This window comes from Micromonospora sp. NPDC005367 (genome assembly GCF_040606825.1).
GTDB lineage: Bacteria > Actinomycetota > Actinomycetes > Mycobacteriales > Micromonosporaceae > Micromonospora.
The window spans coordinates 1-19177 of the sequence record NZ_JBEXFP010000035.1 but is presented as its reverse complement, the minus strand read 5'-3'; the positions used below and the strand labels follow the sequence as shown (position 1 = coordinate 19177).

The following is a 19177-nucleotide window of genomic DNA, read 5'->3' as shown; positions in this document are numbered from 1 at the left end:
GCTCGCGGAACGCGGGCCGGCCCACCGGCCAATAAGGACCTGGGAGGGTCGATGGAGTTCGACTTCGCGGAGGAACAGCCGAAGTTCCTCATGCTGTTGTACGGGCTGATCGCTTTCGTCGCGGTGGTGGGTGGTCTGCTCCTGCTTCTCGACGTGGTGCCGGCCTGGTTCGCCCGCCGCCGGGAGGCGCGGCTCGTCGCCGCCTCCGCCAGCGGCGCCCCGCTTCCGCGCCGGCGGAAGCAACGGGAGGGGTTCTTCGCGCTCTTCTTCCTGTTGCCGACACTGCTGCTGCTCACCGTCGGGCTGGTCGTCCCGGCCATCCGCACGGTGCTGCTCTCCTTGATGGACTCGAACAGCACCAACTGGGTGGGACTGCAGAACTACGGCTGGATGTTCTCCGAGGACTCCATCGTCCGGGTGCTGATCAACAGCCTCGTCTGGGTGCTCCTGGTTCCGCTCGTGGCCAGCGCCTTCGGCCTCATCTACGCCGTGCTGGTGGACCGGGTCCGGTTCGAGGCGTTCGCCAAGTCCCTCATCTTCCTGCCGATGGCGATCTCCTTCGTCGGCGCCAGCATCATCTGGAAGTTCGTCTACGCGTACCGCGGCGACGGCCAGGAGCAGATCGGTCTGCTGAACCAGATCGTGGTCAGCCTCGGCGGCGAACCGAAGCAGTGGCTGCTCGAGTCACCGCTGAACACGCTGCTGCTGATCGTCATCATGGTCTGGATCCAGGCCGGTTTCGCCATGGTGGTGCTCTCCGCCGCCATCAAGGCGGTCCCCGCGGACATCGTGGAGGCCGCCCGGCTCGACGGGGTCAGCCCGTGGCAGATGTTCTGGCAGATCACCATGCCGAGCATCCGCCCCGCGCTGATCGTCGTCGTCGTGACCATCACCATCGCCACGCTCAAGGTCTTCGACATCGTCCGAACCTCGACCAACGGCAACTACGACACCAGCGTGATCGCGAACGAGATGTACAACCAGGCGTTCCGCTACGGCGAGAACGGGCAGGGCTCCGCGCTCGCGGTCTTCCTCTTCATCCTGGTGATCCCGGTCGTGATCTATCAGATCCGCAACCTCCGTCAGCAGCGGGAGGGCTGAGATGACCACCGCCACGCCCACTGTCGCCGCCGGCACCCAGCGGACCGACACCCCGAAGACCGTCGCCGGCCGGGTCCGCAAGCGGCTGAACAGTCGCACGGCCACCCTGGTGTCGATCGTCATCGCGCTCTTCTGGACCGTTCCCACCTTCGGCCTGTTCATCTCCTCGTTCCGGCCGGAGGACCAGATCAAGACCACCGGCTGGTGGACGTTCTTCACCGACCCGCAGTTCACCCTGGAGAACTACCAGCAGGTCCTGTTCGGCCGCTCCTCGTCCTCCGGGCAGCTCGCCAGCTACTTCATCAACTCGCTGGCGATCACGATTCCGTCGGTGCTCTTCCCGCTCGCCTTCGCGGCCCTGGCCGCGTACGCGTTGGCCTGGATCAACTTCCGGGGCCGGGAGTGGGTCTACATCGGGATCTTCGCGCTGCAGATCGTGCCGCTGCAGATGGCCCTGGTGCCGCTGCTGAAGTTCTTCTCCACCGGCGTCACCATCGCCGGCGTCCAGGTGCTGCCGGCCTGGGACCTGGTCGACGAACAGAAGTTCGCCCAGGTGTGGTTCGCCCACACCTGCTTCGCGCTGCCGTTCGCGGTCTACCTGCTGCACAACTTCATCTCGCAGCTGCCCGGTGACCTGATGGAGGCGGCCCGGGTCGACGGGGCCACCCATCCGAAGATCTTCCGCACCATCGTGCTGCCCCTGATCACCCCGGCACTGGCCGCGTTGGGCATCTTCCAGTTCCTCTGGGTCTGGAACGACCTACTGGTCGCCCTCATCTTCGCCGGAGGCGGAGACGAGACCGCGCCGCTCACCGTCCGGCTGGCCGAGATGGCCGGTTCCCGCGGCAACGAGTGGCAGCGACTCACCGCTGGTGCGTTCGTGTCGATCGTCGTACCGCTGATCGTGTTCCTGTCCCTACAGCGTTACTTCGTGCGCGGGCTCCTCGCCGGGAGCGTGAAGGGCTGAGGCACGTCGTCCGCCGCCGCCCGCGATCCGATGGGCGGCGGCGGACGCGGCCACGGAACTGGGGGGAACCGTGACCACGATCGATGACGTCGCCCGGCTGGCCGGGGTCTCCACGGCAACCGTCTCCCGGGCGCTGCGCGGCCTCCCGACGGTCTCGCCCGCGACGCGACACCGGGTGCTGGCCGCAGCCGAGAAGCTGCAGTACGCCGTCTCGCCGAGCGCGTCGCGCCTGGCCGGCGGCCGGACCGGCACCATCGCCGTGGTGGTCCCCCAGATCACCCGCTGGTTCTTCGCCACGGTCGTGGAGGCGGTCGAGAAGTTCCTCCACGAGTCCGGGTACGACCTGCTGCTCTACAACCTCGGCGGCCGTGAGCAGTCCCGGCAGCGAGTGCTGCGGACGGCCAACCTCCACAAACGCGCGGACGCCATCATGCTGGTGGCCACCCCGCTCTTCCCCGCCGACGTCAGCGCGCTCACCGCGCTGGACGTGCCCGGCGTGACGATCAGCTCGGGCACTCCGGTACCGGGCTGGCCCTGCGTACGGATCGACGACCTGAACACCGCGCGGGCGGCCACCCGGCACCTGCTCGACCTCGGGCACCGCCGGATCGCGCACATCTCCGGCTACCCCCACGACGCGCTCTCCTTCACCGCCCACGCCGAACGGCGGCGCGGCTACCAGGAGGCCATGCTGGCGGCCGGGCTGCGACCGGATCCGAGCCTGGACGTGGAGTCCCAGTTCACGATCGCGGGCGGCACCCGGGCCACCGCCGAACTGCTGGCCCGGGGCGAACCCCCGACGGCGATCGTCGCGGCCTGCGACGAGATGGCGATGGGGGCGATGGCCGCGCTGCGTGACGCCGGGTTGCGGGTACCCCACGACGTCAGCGTGATCGGCATCGACGACCACGACCTGGCCGGCGTGCTGGGCCTCAGCACCGTGGCCCAGCCGGCGGCGGACCAGGGCCGGCTGGCCGCACGCATGCTGCTCGACCCGCTCGGCGCACACGCCCTCGACGCGGTCGACGGTCGGCCGCTCACCCCGGCCGGCCCGTCCCGGTCGGACACTCATTGCCAGCCGGTGATCCTGCCCACTCGGCTGGTCGTACGCGGGTCGACCGCACCGCCCCGGGCACACTGAACGAACCGTCCGGCGGCGACGTCGGCGGACCCACCGCACCACACGTACGACACACGGGAGAAGGCCCTGAACAGCAACGTGAGCAAGGAAGACCGGTCCGGCGGCCCGATCGCCGGCTGGTGGACCGAAGCGGTCATCTACCAGATCTACCCGCGCTCGTTCGCCGACTCGAACGGGGACGGGATCGGGGACCTGCCCGGCATCACCGCCCGCCTCGACCACCTCGTCGAGTTGGGCGTCGACGCGGTGTGGCTCTCCCCCTTCTACCCCTCGCCCCAGGCGGACGCCGGGTACGACGTGGCCGACTACCGCGACGTCGACCCGCTCTTCGGCCGGTTGCCGGACGCGGACAAGCTGATCGCCGAGGCGCACTCCCGTGGTCTGCGGGTGATCGTCGACCTCGTACCCAGCCACACCTCGTCGGCGCACCCGTGGTTCACCGCCGCCCTGGCCACCGCGCCGGGCAGCCTCGAACGCAGCCGGTACGTCTTCCGTGACGGCCGGGGCCCGGACGGCGAGCAGCCGCCGAACGACTGGCAGAGCGTCTTCGGCGGACCGGCATGGACCCGCGTCGTCGAACCCGACGGCCGGCCCGGCCAGTGGTACCTGCACCTGTTCGACACCGGCCAGCCGGACCTGAACTGGGACAACCCCGAGGTGCGTACGGAGTTCCTCGACGTCCTGCGGTTCTGGCTCGACCGGGGGGTGGACGGTTTCCGGGTCGACGTGGCGCACGGTCTCATCAAGCAGGCCGACCTGGCCGACTGGCAGGAGCCGCAGGAGATCCTCTCCGGCAACGAGGCGGACCGGCCCCGCCCGCCCATGTGGGACCAGGACGGGGTGCACGAGATCTACCGCGACTGGCGCCGGGTGCTGGACGGCTACCCGGGTGAGCGGATCCTCGTCGCCGAGGCCTGGGTGGAGCCGGCCGAGCGGCTCGTCCGCTACGTGCGGCCCGACGAGATGCATCAGGCGTTCAACTTCGAGTACCTCCTCGCTGCCTGGACCGCGCCCGCCCAGTACGCGGTGATCACCCGCTCGCTGGAGGCGACCGACTCGGTCGGAGCCCCGACCACCTGGGTGCTCTCCAACCACGACGTGGTGCGGCACGCCTCCCGTCTCGGCCTGCCGATCGGTACGCCGCGCCCGAACGGCATCGGCGCCGGCGACCCGCAGCCGGACGCCGCGCTCGGCCTGCGCCGGGCCCGGGCGGCCACCCTGCTGATGCTCGCCCTGCCCGGCTCGGCCTACCTGTACCAGGGTGAGGAGCTAGGGCTGCCGGAGCACACCACGATGCCCGACGAGGCCCGCCAGGACCCGACCTGGGCCCGTAGCGGGCACACCCAGCGCGGCCGCGACGGCTGCCGGGTGCCGATCCCGTGGGAGGCCGACGCGCCGTCGTACGGCTTCGGCCCGACCGACGCGAGCTGGCTGCCGCAGCCGGAGGTCTGGGCCGAGTACGCCCTGGACCGGCAGCGGGAGGTGCCCGGCTCGACGTACGAGATGTACCGGACCGCCCTGCGGCTGCGCCGGGAGTACGGCCTGGGCCAGGGCACGCTGCGCTGGCGTGAGTCCGGCGACACCGTGTTGACCTTCGACAACGGCGACCTGACCGTGCTCACCAACTTCGGCGAGCCGCCGGTGTCGCTGCCGTCCGGCGCCGAGGTGCTGCACGCGAGCGAGCCGCTGACCGACGACGGGGCGGTGCCGACCGACGTGACGGTCTGGTTCCGCGCCTGACCGGTCGACTCGGGCCCCGGCCGACGCTCGGCGTCGACCGGGGCCCTCGTTCACTCCAGGCGCTCGGCGCGTTCGTGCAACAGGCCGCGCACCGCCGCGATGTCGGCCGGTGAGTGGCGTGCGGCGAACCAGTACATGACGCCGGTGGGCACGAAGAGGAGCTGGAACGCGGCCAGCCCGACGGCGTAGTTCAGTGGCGGCGGGAAGGCCGTCTGCAGCACCGGGAAGGCCGCTCCGACCAGCCCGTTGCCCGATGCCCGGCCGACACCGTTGACCAGGTTGCCGAGGCTGTAGACCGTGCCGCGGTGCTCCGGCGGATTGACGTCGGCGATGAGTGCGAACCAGTTCGGCGAGTTCGCCGAGGTGAGGGCGAGCGCGACCACGGCGGTCAGCAGGCCGAACCCGACCGTCGGCTCGGTCACCACGCTGGCCAGCACGGCCGCGATCACCGCGCCGGCGCTCGCCCCGTCCGGCACGTCGATACGCATCGGCACGAAGAACAACACCAGGTAGAGCGGCACCGCGGCGAGGATGCCGACCGCCGCGACCAGACCCCGCCCCCGTGGCGTACGCCGCTGCACCGCGTCGCCCACCAGCCCGCCCACGATCGAGAAGACCCCGCCGAGCTGGAACAGCGTGGCGAAGACGCTGCCCACCAGCACGGCGGTGGCGGTCGAGAGGCCCTGGGCCTCGGCCCGCTCGGTGAAGAGCACCGGCAGCCAGACCAGCGAACCGAACGCGGCCTGTGCGGTCAGCCCCTGCAGGATGAGCCAGCGGTTGGTCCGCCGGGCGAGGATCCGCGGCAGGTCGGCCCGGCTGATCCGGTAGTCGTAGTCGGCCCCGGCGGCGAGCGCGTCGACCAGTTCCGGTTCGCTCTGGCCGCGCCGGATGTCGTAGGTGAACAGGTACGCCACCGTGGCCGCCAGGCCGACGACGGCGAGCACCAGGAACGGCCGGCGCCAGTCCACGCTCCCGAGCAGGCCGGCGACCAGCGTGCCGGCCAGCGTGCCGACCCCCTGGGACAGCCCCCAGAAGCTCATCACCAGACCCCTGCGGCGGGGCGAGATCAGGTCGGTGACCACGGAGAACCCGACCGAGCCGACCGCGCCGAGGCCGACCGCCGCGATCACCTGCGCGACCAGGAACGTCAGGTAGTTCCCGGCCAGGGCGCCGCCCCCGGTGCCCACCGCCCAGATCAGGGTGCCGGCCATGAGCAGTGGCTTGCGGTTCGCCCGGTCGCCGACGTACGCCCAGCCGACGGCCGCCGCCGCGCTCACCACGAACGTCGCGGCGGTGACCAGGCCGAGCAGCCGCTGGGGCACTTCGAACGCGTCGGCGATGGGGCCGTACAACGGTGGGACCAGCCCGATCGCCACGTTGTCCAGCGAGGCGAGCAGCACGAAGACCACGACGCTGTAACCGCGGTGCACCGCGGTCCCGCCCCAGGCGCGCGCTCTCCCACCCCGGCTCATGGCCATGCCGTGCAGCCAAGCAGCCTCGGGACAGGAGCGGGCGGCGGCCCGCCGAGGCAGATCCGTTTCACAGGTGACCGCCGATCGTCACGGTCGGCTCCGCCGCGACCGGCGCAGCGGCGCGCAGCGCGTACCGCTCGGCAAGGGTGGCACGGCCCGTCGGCACGGCGGCCGCGTCGTCGCCCAGCCAGGCGGTCGCCTCCGCGTACGACAACGGTCCGACCCGGGCCGTGCACCGGCCGAGGCGGACGATCGCGCGGTGGAGCCGCGACAGGTCCTCGTTCGTGGTGATCGGTCCGGTCCACGGAGCCGACGGCAGGCAGGGCACGTGAAGATCATCCCCGACGGGCGCGGTACGCGTACAGCCCATGGCGTCGCCGGGCCGGGCGAGGTGCCCTCCGGCCGGCGCGGAAGGCTGTGCCCTCCGGCCACTGCGGAGACGACGAGCGGTGCGTTCCCGGGGCGGGCGTCCACCCGCCCCGGGAACCGCTCAGCGCTCGATGACGTGGTCCCGGGCGACGGCGTACCGCTCCCGGATCGCGGGGACCGGCTCGGCGGCGTACTCCTCGGTGCCGTCGAGCTGCCACGCCGGTGGCCGGTCACCACCCAGGGCGACCCACGCGGCCTGGCGTGCGGCGCCGTCGGCGACGTACTCGCCGGGCGGCGGCACGACCACCCGGCAGCCGAACACCTGCGGCGCGATACGCCGCACCGCGATCGAGCGGGCCCCACCACCGACGAGGATCACCCGACGGACCTCGGCGCCCTGAGCGACGAGCGCGTCGAGCCCGTCGGCGAGCGCGGAGAGCATCCCTTCCACGGCGGCCCGGGCGAGGTGGCCCGGAGTCGAGTTGCGCAGGGTCAGCCCGTGCACGGCGCCGGTGGCGGTAGGCCGGTTCGGGGTCCGCTCCCCTTCCAGGTACGGGACCATGACCAGCCCGTCCGCGCCGGCCGGCGCGGCGAGCGCCAGGTCGGCCAGCTCGTCCAGGTCGACCCGCAGCATCGACGCGGCGGCGTCCAGCACCCGCGCCGCGTTGAGCGTGCAGACCAGCGGTAGGAACCGGCCGGTGGCGTCGGCGAAACCGGCCACGATGCCGGTGGAATCGGCGGACGGTCCCGAGGCGACGCTGAACACGGTGCCCGACGTGCCGATCGAGACCACCACGTCGCCGGGGCCGGCGCCCACGCCGAGCGCCGCCGCGGCGTTGTCGCCGGTGCCCGGGCCGAGCAGCACTCCGCTGCCGGCCGGCCCCGCCGGTACCCCGTCGGTGGCCAGCGCGCCCGGGTGCAGTTCCCCCGCGGTCTCGCGGGGGCCGAGCACCGTCGGCACCGCGAGGCGCCGGCCGAAGGCCCGTTCCAGCAGGTCGAACCGGTATTCGCCGGTGGCCGGTGACCAGTAGCCGGTGCCGCTGGCGTCACCGCGGTCGGTACGCAGCCCGGCGAGACCGGGTGCCCCGGCCAGCCGCCAGGTGAGCCAGTCGTGCGGCAGGCAGACCGCGGCGACCCGGGCGGCGTGCTCCGGCTCGTGCCGGGCCAGCCAGCGCAGCTTCGTGGCTGTGAAGCTGGCCACCGGCACGCTGCCGACGGCGTCCGCCCAGAACCGCCGGCCGGTCTCGCCGCCGCCCGCCTCGCCGATCAGGTCCTCGGCCGCGTCGGCCGAGCGGGTGTCGTTCCACAGCAGCGCCGGCCGGACCACCTGGCCGGCCTCGTTCAGGGCGACCATGCCGTGCTGCTGGCCGCCGATGGAGACGGCCGCCACGTCGGCCAGCCCGCCGGCGGCGTCGACCGCCGCCCGCAGCGCCGTCCACCACGCGGCCGGGTCGACCTCGGTCCCGTCCGGGTGCGGGGCGCGGCCCTGACGGACCAGCGCCCCCGTCTCCGCGTCCCGGATCACGACCTTGCACGACTGGGTGGACGAGTCCACCCCCGCTACGAGCGGCATGGCGACCGCCTCAGCGCGCGCCGAGCAGGTGCTCGACGGCGAGCTGGTTGAGCCGGACGAAACCGAAGCCACGAGCGGCGGCCGCGTCCACGTCGAACTCCTCGAAGGCGGAGCGGTCGTTCAGCAGCTCGGCGTAGCTCTCCCCGTCGCCCAGGGTCGGCGTGGCCAGCTCCCCCACCTTGCTGACGGCCAGCGCCTCGGCCACCTCCGGGTCGGCGCGGAACGCCGCGGCCCGCTCCTTGAGCAGCAGGTAGGTCGCCATGTTCGCCTCGGCCGACGCCCAGACCCCGGCGATGTCCTCGGTGCGGGAGGGCTTGTAGTCGAAGTGCCGGGGGCCGTCGTACGCGGGCCCGCCCCCGGGACCACCGTTCTCCAGCAGGTCGACCAGGGCGAACGCGTTCATCAGGTCACCGTGGCCGAAGACCAGATCCTGGTCGTACTTGATGCCGCGCTGGCCGTTGAGGTCGAGGTGGAACAGCTTGCCCTGCCAGAGCGCCTGGGCGATGCCGTGGGCATAGTTCAGCCCGGCCATCTGCTCGTGGCCGACCTCGGGGTTGAGGCCGACCAGCTCCGGGTGGGCCAGGGTGGAGATGAAGGCGAGCGCGTGCCCGACGGTGGGCAGCAGGATGTCACCGCGCGGCTCGTTCGGCTTGGGCTCGAGCGCGAAGCGCAGGTCGTACCCGCGGTCGACGACGTACTGGGTGAGCAGGTCGACGGCCTCGCGGTAGCGCTCCAGCGCGGCCTGGACGTCCTTGGCGACGTCGTACTCGGAGCCCTCCCGGCCGCCCCACATCACGAACGTCTTGGCACCGAGTTCGGCGGCGAGATCGACGTTGCGCAGCACCTTGCGCAGCGCGTAGCGGCGGACGTCGCGGTCGTTGCTGGTGAAGCCGCCGTCCTTGAAGACCGGGTGGGTGAAGAGGTTGGTGGTGACCATCGGAACGACCATGCCGGTCTCGTCGAGGGCCTTGCGGAACCGGGCGATGTGCTGGTCGCGGGTGGCGGCGTCGGCGCCGAACGGGATCAGGTCGTCGTCGTGGAACGTGATGCCGTACGCGCCGAGCTCCGCGAGCCGGTGCACCGCCTCGACCGCGTCGAGCTCCGGACGGGTGGCGTCGCCGAACGGGTCACGGGCCTGCCAGCCCACGGTCCAGAGCCCGAAGGAGAACTTGTCGGCGGGAGTGGGACGGGGTGCCATGGCAGCCTCCGAGGGGTGGGGTCGGCTATTTGTTCAGCGATTGAATTATTTGGCTGACCTGTGGCACTGTCAAGGGGTGACCCCTACCCCCGGTCCCGTCGGCGCGGTCCGCCAGGGCAGCCTGCGTGAGCTCAACCTAGCCGTGGTGCTCGGCCGGATCGCCACCGCCGACCGCCCGCCGTCCCGGGCCGTCCTCGCCACCGAGACCGGTCTCACCCGGGCCACCGTCTCCGCGCTCGTCGAGGACCTGATCACCGGCCGGCTGGTCACCGAGGCCGAACCGGCGCCGCGGTCCGGGGCGGGACGCCCGGCCCGCGGGCTCGTGCTCGCCGGCAACGGGCCGGCCGGTCTCGGGCTGGAGATCAACGTCGACTACCTGGCCGTCTGCGTGGTCGATCTCGCCGGCCGGGTACGGCACCACACCGTGCACCGCGCCGACCTGCGGCCGGTCTCCCCCGCCGACGCGCTCCGCCGGCTGGTCGAGCTGGCCGGCCAGGCCCGGGCCGAGGCCGCGGCACAGGGACTCACCCTGGCCGGAGCAGCGCTCGGCGTGCCCGGGCTGGTCGACGACGCCGGCACGGTCCGGCTCGCGCCCAACCTCGGCTGGCGGGACGTGCCGGTGCCGGCGCTGCTCGCCGGACTGCCTCCGCTGACCGAACGGGTCGACGGCATACCCCCGATCGTGGTCGACAACGAGGCGAACCTCTCCGCCCTCGGCGAGCTGCACGCCGGCTCCGGCGGGCCGGCCAGCTTCCTGCACATCTCCGGTGAGGTCGGCATCGGCGCCGGCATCGTGCTGGACGGCGACCTCTTCCGCGGCGCCCGAGGATGGAGCGGCGAGATCGGGCACATCCCGGTCCACTCCGCGGGGCGGGCCTGCAGCTGCGGCGGACGCGGCTGCCTGGAGCAGTACGCCGGGCAGGAGGCGATCCTGGCCGCCGCCGGGCTGGACCGGGCCGACCTGCCGGCCGACACGGCCTCCGTCCGGCTGACCGAACTCGCCGAGACCGGCTCCGTGGACGCGCTGCGCGCGCTGCGGGAGGCCGGCACCGCGCTCGGCATCGCGGTCGCCTCGGTGGTGAACCTGCTCGACCTGGACACCGTGGTGCTCGGCGGCGGCTACGCCCCGCTCACCCCGTGGCTGCGCCCACCGGTGCTCGACGAGATCTCCCGCCGGGTGCTCACCGCCGCCTGGTCACCGGTCACCGTACGACCGGCGGCCCTCGGCGCCGACGCCGCCGCGGTCGGAGCGGCCGGCTCGGTGGTCCGCCGGATCATCGCGCGCCCGGCCGGCTGGCTCGCGCGCACCGGCTGAGCGACCCGCGCCGGGCAGATCCGGATGTGGAGCCACCCGGCGTGCGGCCGGTCAGGCGGTACGCGCCACCGGTGACCCGTCCGACCAGTCGCGAGGTGCCGGCAAGGTCGCGTCGTCGCTCTCGAACCCGTCCGGCCGGACCGGCACCGGCTCCACCGGGGCGGACTCCGCCTCCTGCCGGCGGGCAGTCTCGTCGAACTCGCGCATGCCGTGCAGCAGCGCCTCCCGGCCCTGCGCGGTCATCCCGGAAAGGATCCGGGCGAGCTGCTCCCGCCGGTCCTCCCGCAGCTCGCTGAGGAGGCGGCGGGCCTCCGGGGTGAGGTGCAGCGCGATCTCCCGGCGATCGAGCCGTCCCGGCTCGCGCTCCAGCATCCCGGCGGCCACGAGGCGGTCGCAGAGCCGGCTGGCCGAGCTGAGCAACATGTCCAGCCGGCTGGCCAGCCGACGCAGGTTGATCCCGTCATGCTGTTCGACCACCATCACCGCGCGCAACTGGGCGCCGGAGACGCGGCTGGTCGTCCGTTCCCGCGCCGCTTCCCATACGGTGAGTAGTGCACCCGCCGCCGCGTCCAGCGCAGCGGCGGTACTCAGCGCGGAGTCCCGTGGATCGTGCAGTTCGGCCATGGTGGCCCGAGAGTACTCCGCAGACCCGGCGAACGAGCCGCTGAGCGAGGAGTAGCAGTGAGCGAACCGGCCGATCAGGCACGAGAAGCCCTAATCGTCGCGCCGGCCCACCGGCTGGTCGACGCGGTCGCCGACGTCCTCGCCGAGCGGTACGGGATCACCGCCACCGAACTGTTCCAGGTCGACTACCGGCTCGCGGTCCTGCTACCGCTAGCCGAGGGTACGGGGATCACCGGTCCGGGGCATCCCGCCTGGCGCTGCTTCGATCATCAGGAGCCGGTGCTCGACGGCACGACCGGGTACTTCCCGGTGACCATGCGGGGCGAGCAGCGTGGTGTGCTGCGCCTGGCCCCGGTACCCGACGAACCGGCCGTACGCGACGAGCTGACCGAGATCGCCACCACGCTCGCGCACGAACTGGCCGCCGTCGCCGCCGGTACCGACGTCTACCGCACCGCCCGCCGCAGTCGGCGCCTGACCCTCGCCGCGGAGATGCAGTGGGAGCTGCTGCCTGGGCGCAGCCGCACCCGACCCGCGTTCGGGCTGGCCGGGCAACTGGAGCCGGCGTACGCGGTGCGGGGCGACAGCTTCGACTGGTCCGACGACGGGGAACAACTCTGGATCGCCGTCGTCAACGGAACGGGTGAGGGCGTCGCGGCGTCGATGCTGACCGCGCTGGCCACCAGCGCGCTGCGCAACGCCCGCCGGGCCCGGCTCGCCCTGGCCGACCAGGCCGCCCTGGCCGACCAGGCGATCTACGACCTGTACCGGGGTGACCAGTACCTCTCCGCCCTGCTGCTGGAGCTCGACCTGCGCAGCGGAGTGATGACGGCGGTCGACGCCGGATCCCCCCGGCTGGTACGCGTCCGCGACGGCGACGTCACCGGCCAGGAGCTGGAGGCCCAGTTCCCGCTCGGCATGTTCGAGGCGACCGACTACCGGGAGCAGCGCTTCCCGCTGCACCGGGGGGAGCGGCTCTTCGTGCTCAGCGACGGGGTGATCGACGCGGTCGGGCAGCACGGCCGCTACGGCGAGATGGCGATGGAGCGTTTCCTCCGTCGTACCGGGCCCATGGAGCCGCTGAACGCGGTCCGTTCACTCATCGGAGACCTACGCGCGTTCGTGGCCGGCGACCTGGTCGACGACGCCGTCGTCGTCTGCGTGGACTGGACCGGCCAGCAGCCCTGACCCGCCCGCTCAGTACGCCCCACGGCCGTTGACCACCGCACCGAAGGTCTTCCAGAGGATGGTGAGGTCGGCCGCGAGCGACCAGTTCTCCACGTAGTAGAGATCGAGGCGGATGCCGTCCTCCCAGCTCAGGTCGGACCGGCCGCTGACCTGCCAGAGCCCGGTCATGCCCGGCTTGACCAGCAGCCGGCGGGCCACGTCTCCGTCGTAGCGGGCCACCTCGGACGGCAACGGCGGCCGGGGGCCGACCAGACTCATCTGGCCGAGCAGGACGTTGACCAGCTGTGGCAGCTCGTCCAGTGACCACTTGCGCAGCAGCCGGCCGACCCGGGTGACGCGCGGGTCGTCGCGCATCTTGAACATCAGGCCGTCGGTCTCGTTGCTGGCGGTCAGCTCGGTCAGCAGAGCGTCGGCGTTGACCACCATCGTGCGGAACTTCCACACCCCGAACTCGCCACCACCCCGGCCGACCCGGGTCTGGCGGAACAGCACCGGGCCGCGACTGTCCAGCCGGATGGCCAGCGCGATGATCGCCAGGATCGGCAGCAGCAGGGTCAACGCGACCAGGGCGGCGGATCGGTCGACGAAACCCTTGACCAGTTTGCGCGTGCCGCGGAACTCCGGCGCCTCGACGTGGATCAGTGGCAGGCCGGCGACCGGGCGGGTGTGGATACGGGGACCGGCGACGTCGGTCAGCGCCGGAGCGACGACCAGGTCGACCCCGGTGCCCTCGAGCTGCCAGCCGAGCCGGCGCAGCCGCGTTGCGGTCAGCTCGCCGGACGCGGTGACGGCGACGGTGTCCGCGCCGATCGCGGTGGCCGCCTCGGGGATGCCCCGGAAGGACCCGACCACCGGCACGTCACCGAGCCGCTGGGGCACCGGGGCGAGCAACGCGTCCGGGATGCAGGCCCCGACCACGTGATAGCCGGCGTACGGCTCACGCCGCAGGGTCTGCACCAGCTCCAGCACGTGCGCGGTCTCGCCGACCACCAGGACCTTGCGCGACCAGCCGCTACCCCGCGAGCGCGCCCGGTGCAGCCGCTTGCGGGCGCCGAACCGGGCCGCCTCCAGGCCGAGGGTGCCGACGGCGAACGAGATCGCCAGGAAGCCTCGGGACACGCCCAGGTCGGCCACGTAGCCGACGATGGCGATCCCGCCGGCCAGACGCAGACTCGCGGCGCTCACCCGGCGGTACTCGTCCGCGCCGTAGCCGATCACCCGGTCGTCGTAGCAGCCCAGCGCCTTCAGTGAGACCAGCCAGAGGAGCACCAGCCCGGGGGCCACCAGCACATAGGGGACCTTCGAGCCGCTCGGCTCCTCGTCGCCGAACCGGGCGAGGTAACCGACCAGCAGGGCGATGGTCAGAACGACGCTGTCCAGCACGACGAGGAGCCGGATGTAGGCCCGTTCGTCGATGCGGGTCGCGGCTCCGGACGGGGTGCCCTCCGGAGTCCACGGCGTCCTGGCAGGGGTCAACAGCGTAGCCGAGGTCACCAGCCCTCCCACTTCGCTCAGGACGGCCCCGGGTCGACGATCGGGCCGGGCAGGGGCCGACGGCGCCGGGGCACGTCGACATCCTCCCTGACAACCATGGCGGCCGATTGCTTTCGACGTATTGCCGTCACTTTTCCTCGCCGTGGGTACCGACGAAACAGGGCCCGTCGTACCGGATTCTCGGTACGACGGGCCCCTCGGTCTGTTGTGCCGCCGGTCAGCGCGGCGCCGGGGGACGCAACGCGATGGCCTTCAGGAAGATGCCCCCGATCTCGGTGGGGTTCTTGGCGACGAAGCTTCCGCCACCGGTCTCCTTCGTGATCGAGTCGAGCTCCGCCTTGCTGACGCCGTCACCGATACCGATCAGGATGACCTGCACCGGCCGCTCCGGATCGGCCAGCCGCTTCAGTTCCGCGAGCAGCTTCGCCTGGGAGATGCCGGACTTGTCGTCGTTCTTGCCGTCGGTGAAGAGCACCACCGAGTTCACCCGGCCCGCCTGCCAGTCGCCCTGCACCGTCTTGTAGGCCGCGAGGATGGTGTCGTAGAGGCCGGTGTCACCGTTCGAGGGCCGGATGGCGCTCAGCGTCGACTCCAACTTGCCCCGGTTGCCGGAGAGCGGCGCTATGCCTACCAGTTCCTTGTAGTCCCGGCTCCCGACCAGGTTCGTGGAGAAGGTCCAGAGCCCGATCGACCACGAGTCGTCGAAGAGGCCGAGGCCGCGGCGGGCCGCCTCGACCGTGACCTCTTCGCGGCTGCGGTTGTTGGCAGCCGGCACTGCCGCCTTCATCGAGCCGGAGACGTCGATGACGGCGAGCATCCGGCCGGTCTGGGTGGCGATCGACCAGCTGGAGACGACGCGGTCGATCGAGTCGCCGTCCAGCCCCCCGGCCGCGGTTCCGCCGCCGCTCGGCGGGGCCGAGGGTCCGGCGGGGCCGGGGGCACCCTCCGGCGCCTCGAACCCGGCACCGAAGGTGCCGTCCGGCGCCCGCAGGCCCTGCGCGGCCAGCCGGTCCCGGAAGTTCGCGGTGGTCAGGAGTTCGAAGAGCACCCGTGCGGCCGAAGCCTTGTCCGGCTCGACGCCGGGCAGCACGGCGAACGGGTAGTCCAGCGGAGCCGGCGTCGGCTCCAGGTAGAGCGCGGCCAGCGGGACCGGGGGCTTCGTCTTGTTGTATGCGATGACGTCTTCTTCGGAGAGCGCCGCCGCGCCGAGCCCGCTCGCGATCGCCGCCGAGTCGGTCGACTTCGGGAACCGCGCGAGCAGGTCGTTCCGCAGGGCGGAACGACCCGTCGCCAGGGCGCGCAACGCACCCACCGTGGTCTGCTGGTCGCCGCCGGCACCGCTCGCCGCGGCGGTCAACGACATCAGTCCGGACAGGCCGGCGGCGTCGCGGGTGGGTTCGACGATGCCCGTGGAGAGCGGCTTGCTGCTGTTCACCTGCTTGAGCAGGTCGGTCCACTTCAGCTTCGCGTTCGGCCAGCCCAGCCGGCTGGCGATCGGTTGGGGCATCGCGACTACCACCGGGCTGCGCGCGATCGAGGCGCCGTTGGTCGGCGCGAACGCCGTCGCCTCCTTCTTGAGTCGCACCAACCAGGTCGACGAGTCCGGGATCCAGACGTCCGGCGCGACCGCCGTGCCGCTGGCCTGACCCACACCGGCCAGGACCGCCCCGTGCTTGCCCGCCACCACCGCGGCGACGTCGACCGGCTCACTGGCGGTGACGTCGACCGCGATGCAGGTGCCCCCGACCGCTGCACCGTCCTTCACCCACTGTCCAGCGGCGGCGTCGACTGCGGGGGCCAGCTCAGCGGAGACCGCCACCGAGAGCTGGATCTGCCCCGAACAGGATGGTTGTATCAACTCCCGGTAACCGAACCAGGCACCCGCCGCAACAACGACGAGCGCCGTCGCCGATGCGGTGGCGGCGACTCCGGGAATCTTCGAACGCATGCGATGGCGGCCTGCAGACACGCAGACAATCTTGCGTACCCATTCCCTGAACTGCCATAACCGTTCGTACGAAAGTTACGCAGGAGAAACAGTTGATCAACGTTTAGCAACAGAGCGTGAACATCCGATCCCGTGGGGTGGCTGAATGATCGATTCGCGCCCGGCTCAGGGCAGCACACACGTCGGGCTCGGCACCGACAGCGGCTCACCGACCGCCTCGAGCACACCCGTCGATCGGTCCACCGAGAACGCGCGGACCATGTGCGCCCGCTCGTCCGCCACGTAGAGATGCTCACCGAGCAACGCGAAGTGGCGGGGCCATTCCCCACCGGTGTCCATCTCGCCCACCAGTTCCGGTCGGTCGCCCCGCAGGTCGAAGACGGCGACGGTGCCGACGCCCCGGTTGGCGACGTAGAGGAAATCCCCGTCCGGCCGCACCGCGACCTCCGACGGCTGCACGTGCCCGGGCCGTCCACTCGCCTCGACCCGGGTACGCCGGTGCAGCGACCCGTCGGCGGTCAGCTCGTACGCGGTGACCGTCCCGTCCAACTCGCCCACCAGGTAACAGCGCCGCCCGTCCGGGTGACGGGCCAGATGCCGGGGGCCCGATCCGGCCGCCGCGTGCACCCGCGGCGCTCGGGGCACCAGCCGGCCGGTGGCCCCGTCCAGGTCGTACCGGTAGACCGAGTCGGTCCCGAGGTCGACCGCGAGCAGCGGACCGTTGGTGGGAGCCGGGGAGACCATGTGCGTGTGCGCCCGGTCCTGGCGCTGCGGGTCGGGGCCGTGCCCCTCGTGCACCACCAGGTCGCTGCGCTCACCGGGAACCCCCGAGGAATCGAGCGGGAAGACGGTCACGCTGCCGCCCCCGTAGTTGGCGGCCACCAGGTGCCCGCCGCCGGGGAGCACGGCCAGGTGGCACGGCTCAGCACCCCCGGTGGCCCGAGCGGCCAACGCCGTCAGCTCGCCCGCGGACCCGACCCGCCACGCACTGACCGCCCCGTCCGGCAGCTCGTTCACGGCGTACAGCACGGGCAGGCTCGGGTGGCGGGCGAGGAAGGACGGCGAGGCGGTCGACGCGACGGTGTCCAGCAGCGTCAACGCGCCGGACGCCGGATCGCGGCGGGCCGTCATGATCCCGGTGCCGCGCCCACCGCTCTCCGCCGTGTAGCAGCCGATGTGGACCACCTCACCCCGACCGTTCACGATCCCCGCCCTTCGCCGACGTCTCCGTCAAATCCAACCAGAGACCTTCCCCGTCACCGGCCGGGTCAGCCATCAGTGCGTGACTTCTTCCCGGACGGGCGGGCCGAAGGGCGGGCTTCGAAGCCGGCGGCGGCGCGCACCGGCACGGCTCAGGCCACGGGTACCGGCTCACCCCGCTGCCGGGCCACGTGCTCGACCAGGCTGATCAGCACCAGCTTCCCGGACTGCCGGTCGCGCGCGTCACAGAGCACCAGCGGCACCTCCGGATCGAGGTCCAGCGCACGGCGTACGGTCGGCAGGTCGAAACGGCGCGAGCCGTCGAAGCAGTTCACCCCCACCACGAACGGAATGCCACGCTGCTCGAAGTAGTCGATCGAGGGAAAGCAGTCGGCCAGGCGGCGGGTGTCGGCGAGCACCACCGCACCGAGCGCTCCGAAGGCCAGCTCGTCCCAGAGGAACCAGAAGCGGTCCTGCCCAGGGGTGCCGAACAGGTAGAGCTGGAGGTCGTCGTTGATGGTGATTCGGCCGAAGTCCATCGCGACCGTGGTGGTCGACTTGCCCTCCACCCCGGAGAGATCGTCGGTGTCGGCTCCCGCGCCGGTGAGGATCTCCTCGGTCTGCAACGGCCGGACCTCGCTCAACGCGCTGACCAGCGTCGTCTTGCCGGCGCCGAACCCGCCGGCGACGAGGATCTTCAACGCCAGGGGGACGCGGGTGCCGGTGCCCGTCCGGTCATAGCGCACGGAGTCCACTGACCACCGCCTTGAGGATGTCGTCGTCGGGGATGCAGGACATGGACAGCGGCTCGTGCACCGCGATCAGGCCGCGCGCGAGGAGGTCGCCGAGCAGCACCCGGACGACGCCGACCGCGAGATCCAACTCGGCCGCCAGTTCCGCCACCGGCACCGGCCGATGGGTCAGCTCGACGAGCCGCCGATGCTCCGGCGCCAGCTGCGGATCGGCCGCGTTCACGTGCGGCCCCGCCAGAATGAACGCGACCAGGTCGAACCCGTCGGCGGCGGAACGGACCCGGCCACCGGTGAGGGTGTAGGGACGGACGACCGGGCCGGCGGCGTCGTCCAGCCACTCGTGCTGCGGCCCGGGCGGCTCAGTCAGCATCGACGGCACCCACGGTCGGCCGGGCCGGGGCTGTCAGGTACTCGCCCACCCGGATGACCAGCATCGCCATCTCGTACGCCACCAGGCCCAGGTCCGCCTCCGCCTCGCTGACGACGGCGAGGCAGGCGCCCTGCCCGGCGGCGGTGACGAAAAGGTACGCCGACTCCATCTCCACCACGGTCTGCCGCACCGGTCCGCCGTCGACGTGCCGGCTCGCGCCACGGGCCAGACTGGCGAAACCGGAGGCCAGGGCGCACAGGTGCTCGGCATCGGCCCGGTCCAGGTCGGTGCTGGCCCCGAGGCGCAGCCCGTCGGCCGACAGCACCACCGCCTCGCGGGCGGCCGGTACCCGTTGCACCAGATCGTCGAGCAGCCAGTCGAGGTCGGCGCTCTGCTTCGTCGATTGCTGCACTAGGCATCCCTCTCAGTCGCGGTCGGTTCTCCGCCAGCCGCTGGAGTGTCGGACGACGGGGCCGGGTGGGGGCCGGTACGAGGCGCGGGGCGGGTCGCCCCGGCGGCGCGTCCCCGGGCCGTGCCCGCCTGCAGCGCCGACATCACCCGGCGTACCTCCTCGGGGGCGCGCGGCGTCGGCGGTTCGTCGGCCGGGTGCGGGGCGCGGGCGGACGGGGGCCGTTGGCGGACCCGCCTGGGCAGGCCGTCCACGTCGCCCGGGGCCGGCGGCGGTGCCTCGGGCGCCGCCGCGTGCGTCGGAGGTTCCTCCGACG

General features: G+C 72.3%; 17 protein-coding genes and 1 pseudogene. 6 read left to right on the top strand and 12 right to left on the bottom strand.

The genetic code is table 11. The annotated features are described in order from the left end of the window. Positions 1-51: 51 nt before the first annotated feature. The 4 genes from ABZS42_RS22250 to ABZS42_RS22235 all read left to right on the top strand — a co-directional run bounded on the left by ABZS42_RS22250 (position 52) and on the right by ABZS42_RS22235 (position 4949). A complete protein-coding gene (locus tag ABZS42_RS22250; RefSeq protein ID WP_355148149.1) occupies positions 52-1101 on the top strand; it encodes a sugar ABC transporter permease in 1050 nt (349 codons plus the stop codon). Position 1102: 1 nt separating this feature from the next. Next, on the top strand, positions 1103-2068 hold the full coding sequence (locus tag ABZS42_RS22245; protein ID WP_355148147.1) for a carbohydrate ABC transporter permease: 966 nt from the start codon (positions 1103-1105) through the stop codon (positions 2066-2068). Positions 2069-2138: 70 nt separating this feature from the next. Then, positions 2139-3209, top strand: a complete 1071-nt coding sequence (locus ABZS42_RS22240) for a LacI family DNA-binding transcriptional regulator (protein WP_355148145.1) — start codon at positions 2139-2141, stop codon at positions 3207-3209. Positions 3210-3275: 66 nt separating this feature from the next. After that, on the top strand, positions 3276-4949 hold the full coding sequence (locus ABZS42_RS22235; RefSeq protein ID WP_355148245.1) for a glycoside hydrolase family 13 protein: 1674 nt from the start codon (positions 3276-3278) through the stop codon (positions 4947-4949). A gap of 50 nt (positions 4950-4999) precedes the next feature. Here the strand turns inward: ABZS42_RS22235 and ABZS42_RS22230 are convergent, their stop codons facing one another. The 4 genes from ABZS42_RS22230 to xylA all read right to left on the bottom strand — a co-directional run bounded on the left by ABZS42_RS22230 (position 5000) and on the right by xylA (position 9561). After that, on the bottom strand, positions 5000-6427 hold the full coding sequence (locus ABZS42_RS22230) for an MFS transporter (RefSeq protein WP_355148143.1): 1428 nt from the start codon (positions 6425-6427) through the stop codon (positions 5000-5002). A gap of 61 nt (positions 6428-6488) precedes the next feature. Continuing rightward, entirely contained in the window at positions 6489-6749 is a 261-nt protein-coding gene (locus ABZS42_RS22225; protein ID WP_355148141.1) for a hypothetical protein, read from the bottom strand. A gap of 162 nt (positions 6750-6911) precedes the next feature. After that, positions 6912-8363 carry a xylulokinase gene (gene xylB, locus ABZS42_RS22220; protein ID WP_355148139.1) on the bottom strand — a complete coding sequence of 484 codons (1452 nt, stop codon included), beginning with the start codon at positions 8361-8363 and terminating at the stop codon, positions 6912-6914. A 10-nt stretch (positions 8364-8373) separates the two neighbouring features. Further along, entirely contained in the window at positions 8374-9561 is a 1188-nt protein-coding gene (xylA, locus tag ABZS42_RS22215; protein ID WP_355148137.1) for a xylose isomerase, read from the bottom strand. A gap of 76 nt (positions 9562-9637) precedes the next feature. Between xylA and ABZS42_RS22210 the strand changes: the two genes are divergently transcribed. Then, positions 9638-10876 carry an ROK family transcriptional regulator gene (locus tag ABZS42_RS22210; protein WP_355148135.1) on the top strand — a complete coding sequence of 413 codons (1239 nt, stop codon included), beginning with the start codon at positions 9638-9640 and terminating at the stop codon, positions 10874-10876. Between the two features lie 51 nt (positions 10877-10927). Here the strand turns inward: ABZS42_RS22210 and ABZS42_RS22205 are convergent, their stop codons facing one another. Beyond that, positions 10928-11500, bottom strand: coding sequence for a MarR family transcriptional regulator (locus ABZS42_RS22205; protein WP_355148133.1), 573 nt, complete (start codon positions 11498-11500; stop codon positions 10928-10930). Between the two features lie 57 nt (positions 11501-11557). Here ABZS42_RS22205 and ABZS42_RS22200 point away from each other — a divergent pair, with 57 nt between their 5' ends. After that, a complete protein-coding gene (locus tag ABZS42_RS22200; protein WP_355148131.1) occupies positions 11558-12688 on the top strand; it encodes a PP2C family protein-serine/threonine phosphatase in 1131 nt (376 codons plus the stop codon). A 9-nt stretch (positions 12689-12697) separates the two neighbouring features. Here ABZS42_RS22200 and ABZS42_RS22195 read toward each other — a convergent pair whose 3' ends face one another. The 7 genes and pseudogenes from ABZS42_RS22195 to ABZS42_RS22165 all read right to left on the bottom strand — a co-directional run. Beyond that, a complete protein-coding gene (locus ABZS42_RS22195; RefSeq protein ID WP_355148130.1) occupies positions 12698-14182 on the bottom strand; it encodes a sugar transferase in 1485 nt (494 codons plus the stop codon). A 217-nt stretch (positions 14183-14399) separates the two neighbouring features. Then, complete coding sequence (locus tag ABZS42_RS22190) at positions 14400-16151, bottom strand: substrate-binding domain-containing protein (protein ID WP_355148128.1); 1752 nt, start codon at positions 16149-16151, stop codon at positions 14400-14402. A gap of 144 nt (positions 16152-16295) precedes the next feature. Continuing rightward, positions 16296-17333 carry a lactonase family protein gene (locus ABZS42_RS22185; protein ID WP_355148126.1) on the bottom strand — a complete coding sequence of 346 codons (1038 nt, stop codon included), beginning with the start codon at positions 17331-17333 and terminating at the stop codon, positions 16296-16298. Positions 17334-17482: 149 nt separating this feature from the next. Further along, a complete protein-coding gene (locus tag ABZS42_RS22180) occupies positions 17483-18085 on the bottom strand; it encodes an ATP/GTP-binding protein (RefSeq protein WP_355148125.1) in 603 nt (200 codons plus the stop codon). Further along, on the bottom strand, positions 18066-18452 hold the full coding sequence (locus ABZS42_RS22175; RefSeq protein ID WP_355148123.1) for a DUF742 domain-containing protein: 387 nt from the start codon (positions 18450-18452) through the stop codon (positions 18066-18068). The genes ABZS42_RS22180 and ABZS42_RS22175 overlap by 20 nt, the downstream gene beginning before the upstream one ends. After that, entirely contained in the window at positions 18442-18864 is a 423-nt protein-coding gene (locus tag ABZS42_RS22170; RefSeq protein WP_355148121.1) for a roadblock/LC7 domain-containing protein, read from the bottom strand. Before ABZS42_RS22170 ends, ABZS42_RS22175 begins: the two co-directional genes overlap by 11 nt. An 89-nt stretch (positions 18865-18953) precedes the next feature. Then, a pseudogene (locus ABZS42_RS22165) lies at positions 18954-19177 on the bottom strand (hypothetical protein); the annotation flags it as partial.

Excerpts from the sequence above, each read along its gene's own strand:
- ABZS42_RS22250 (WP_355148149.1), top strand. The coding sequence starts at position 52 with ATGGAGTTCGACTTCGCGGAGGAACAGCCGAAGTTCCTCATGCTGTTG.
- ABZS42_RS22245 (WP_355148147.1), top strand. The coding sequence starts at position 1,103 with ATGACCACCGCCACGCCCACTGTCGCCGCCGGCACCCAGCGGACCGAC.
- ABZS42_RS22230 (WP_355148143.1), bottom strand. The coding sequence starts at position 6,427 with ATGGCCATGAGCCGGGGTGGGAGAGCGCGCGCCTGGGGCGGGACCGCG.
- xylB (WP_355148139.1), bottom strand. The coding sequence starts at position 8,363 with ATGCCGCTCGTAGCGGGGGTGGACTCGTCCACCCAGTCGTGCAAGGTC.
- xylA (WP_355148137.1), bottom strand. The coding sequence starts at position 9,561 with ATGGCACCCCGTCCCACTCCCGCCGACAAGTTCTCCTTCGGGCTCTGG.
- ABZS42_RS22205 (WP_355148133.1), bottom strand. The coding sequence starts at position 11,500 with ATGGCCGAACTGCACGATCCACGGGACTCCGCGCTGAGTACCGCCGCT.
- ABZS42_RS22175 (WP_355148123.1), bottom strand. The coding sequence starts at position 18,452 with ATGCTGACTGAGCCGCCCGGGCCGCAGCACGAGTGGCTGGACGACGCC.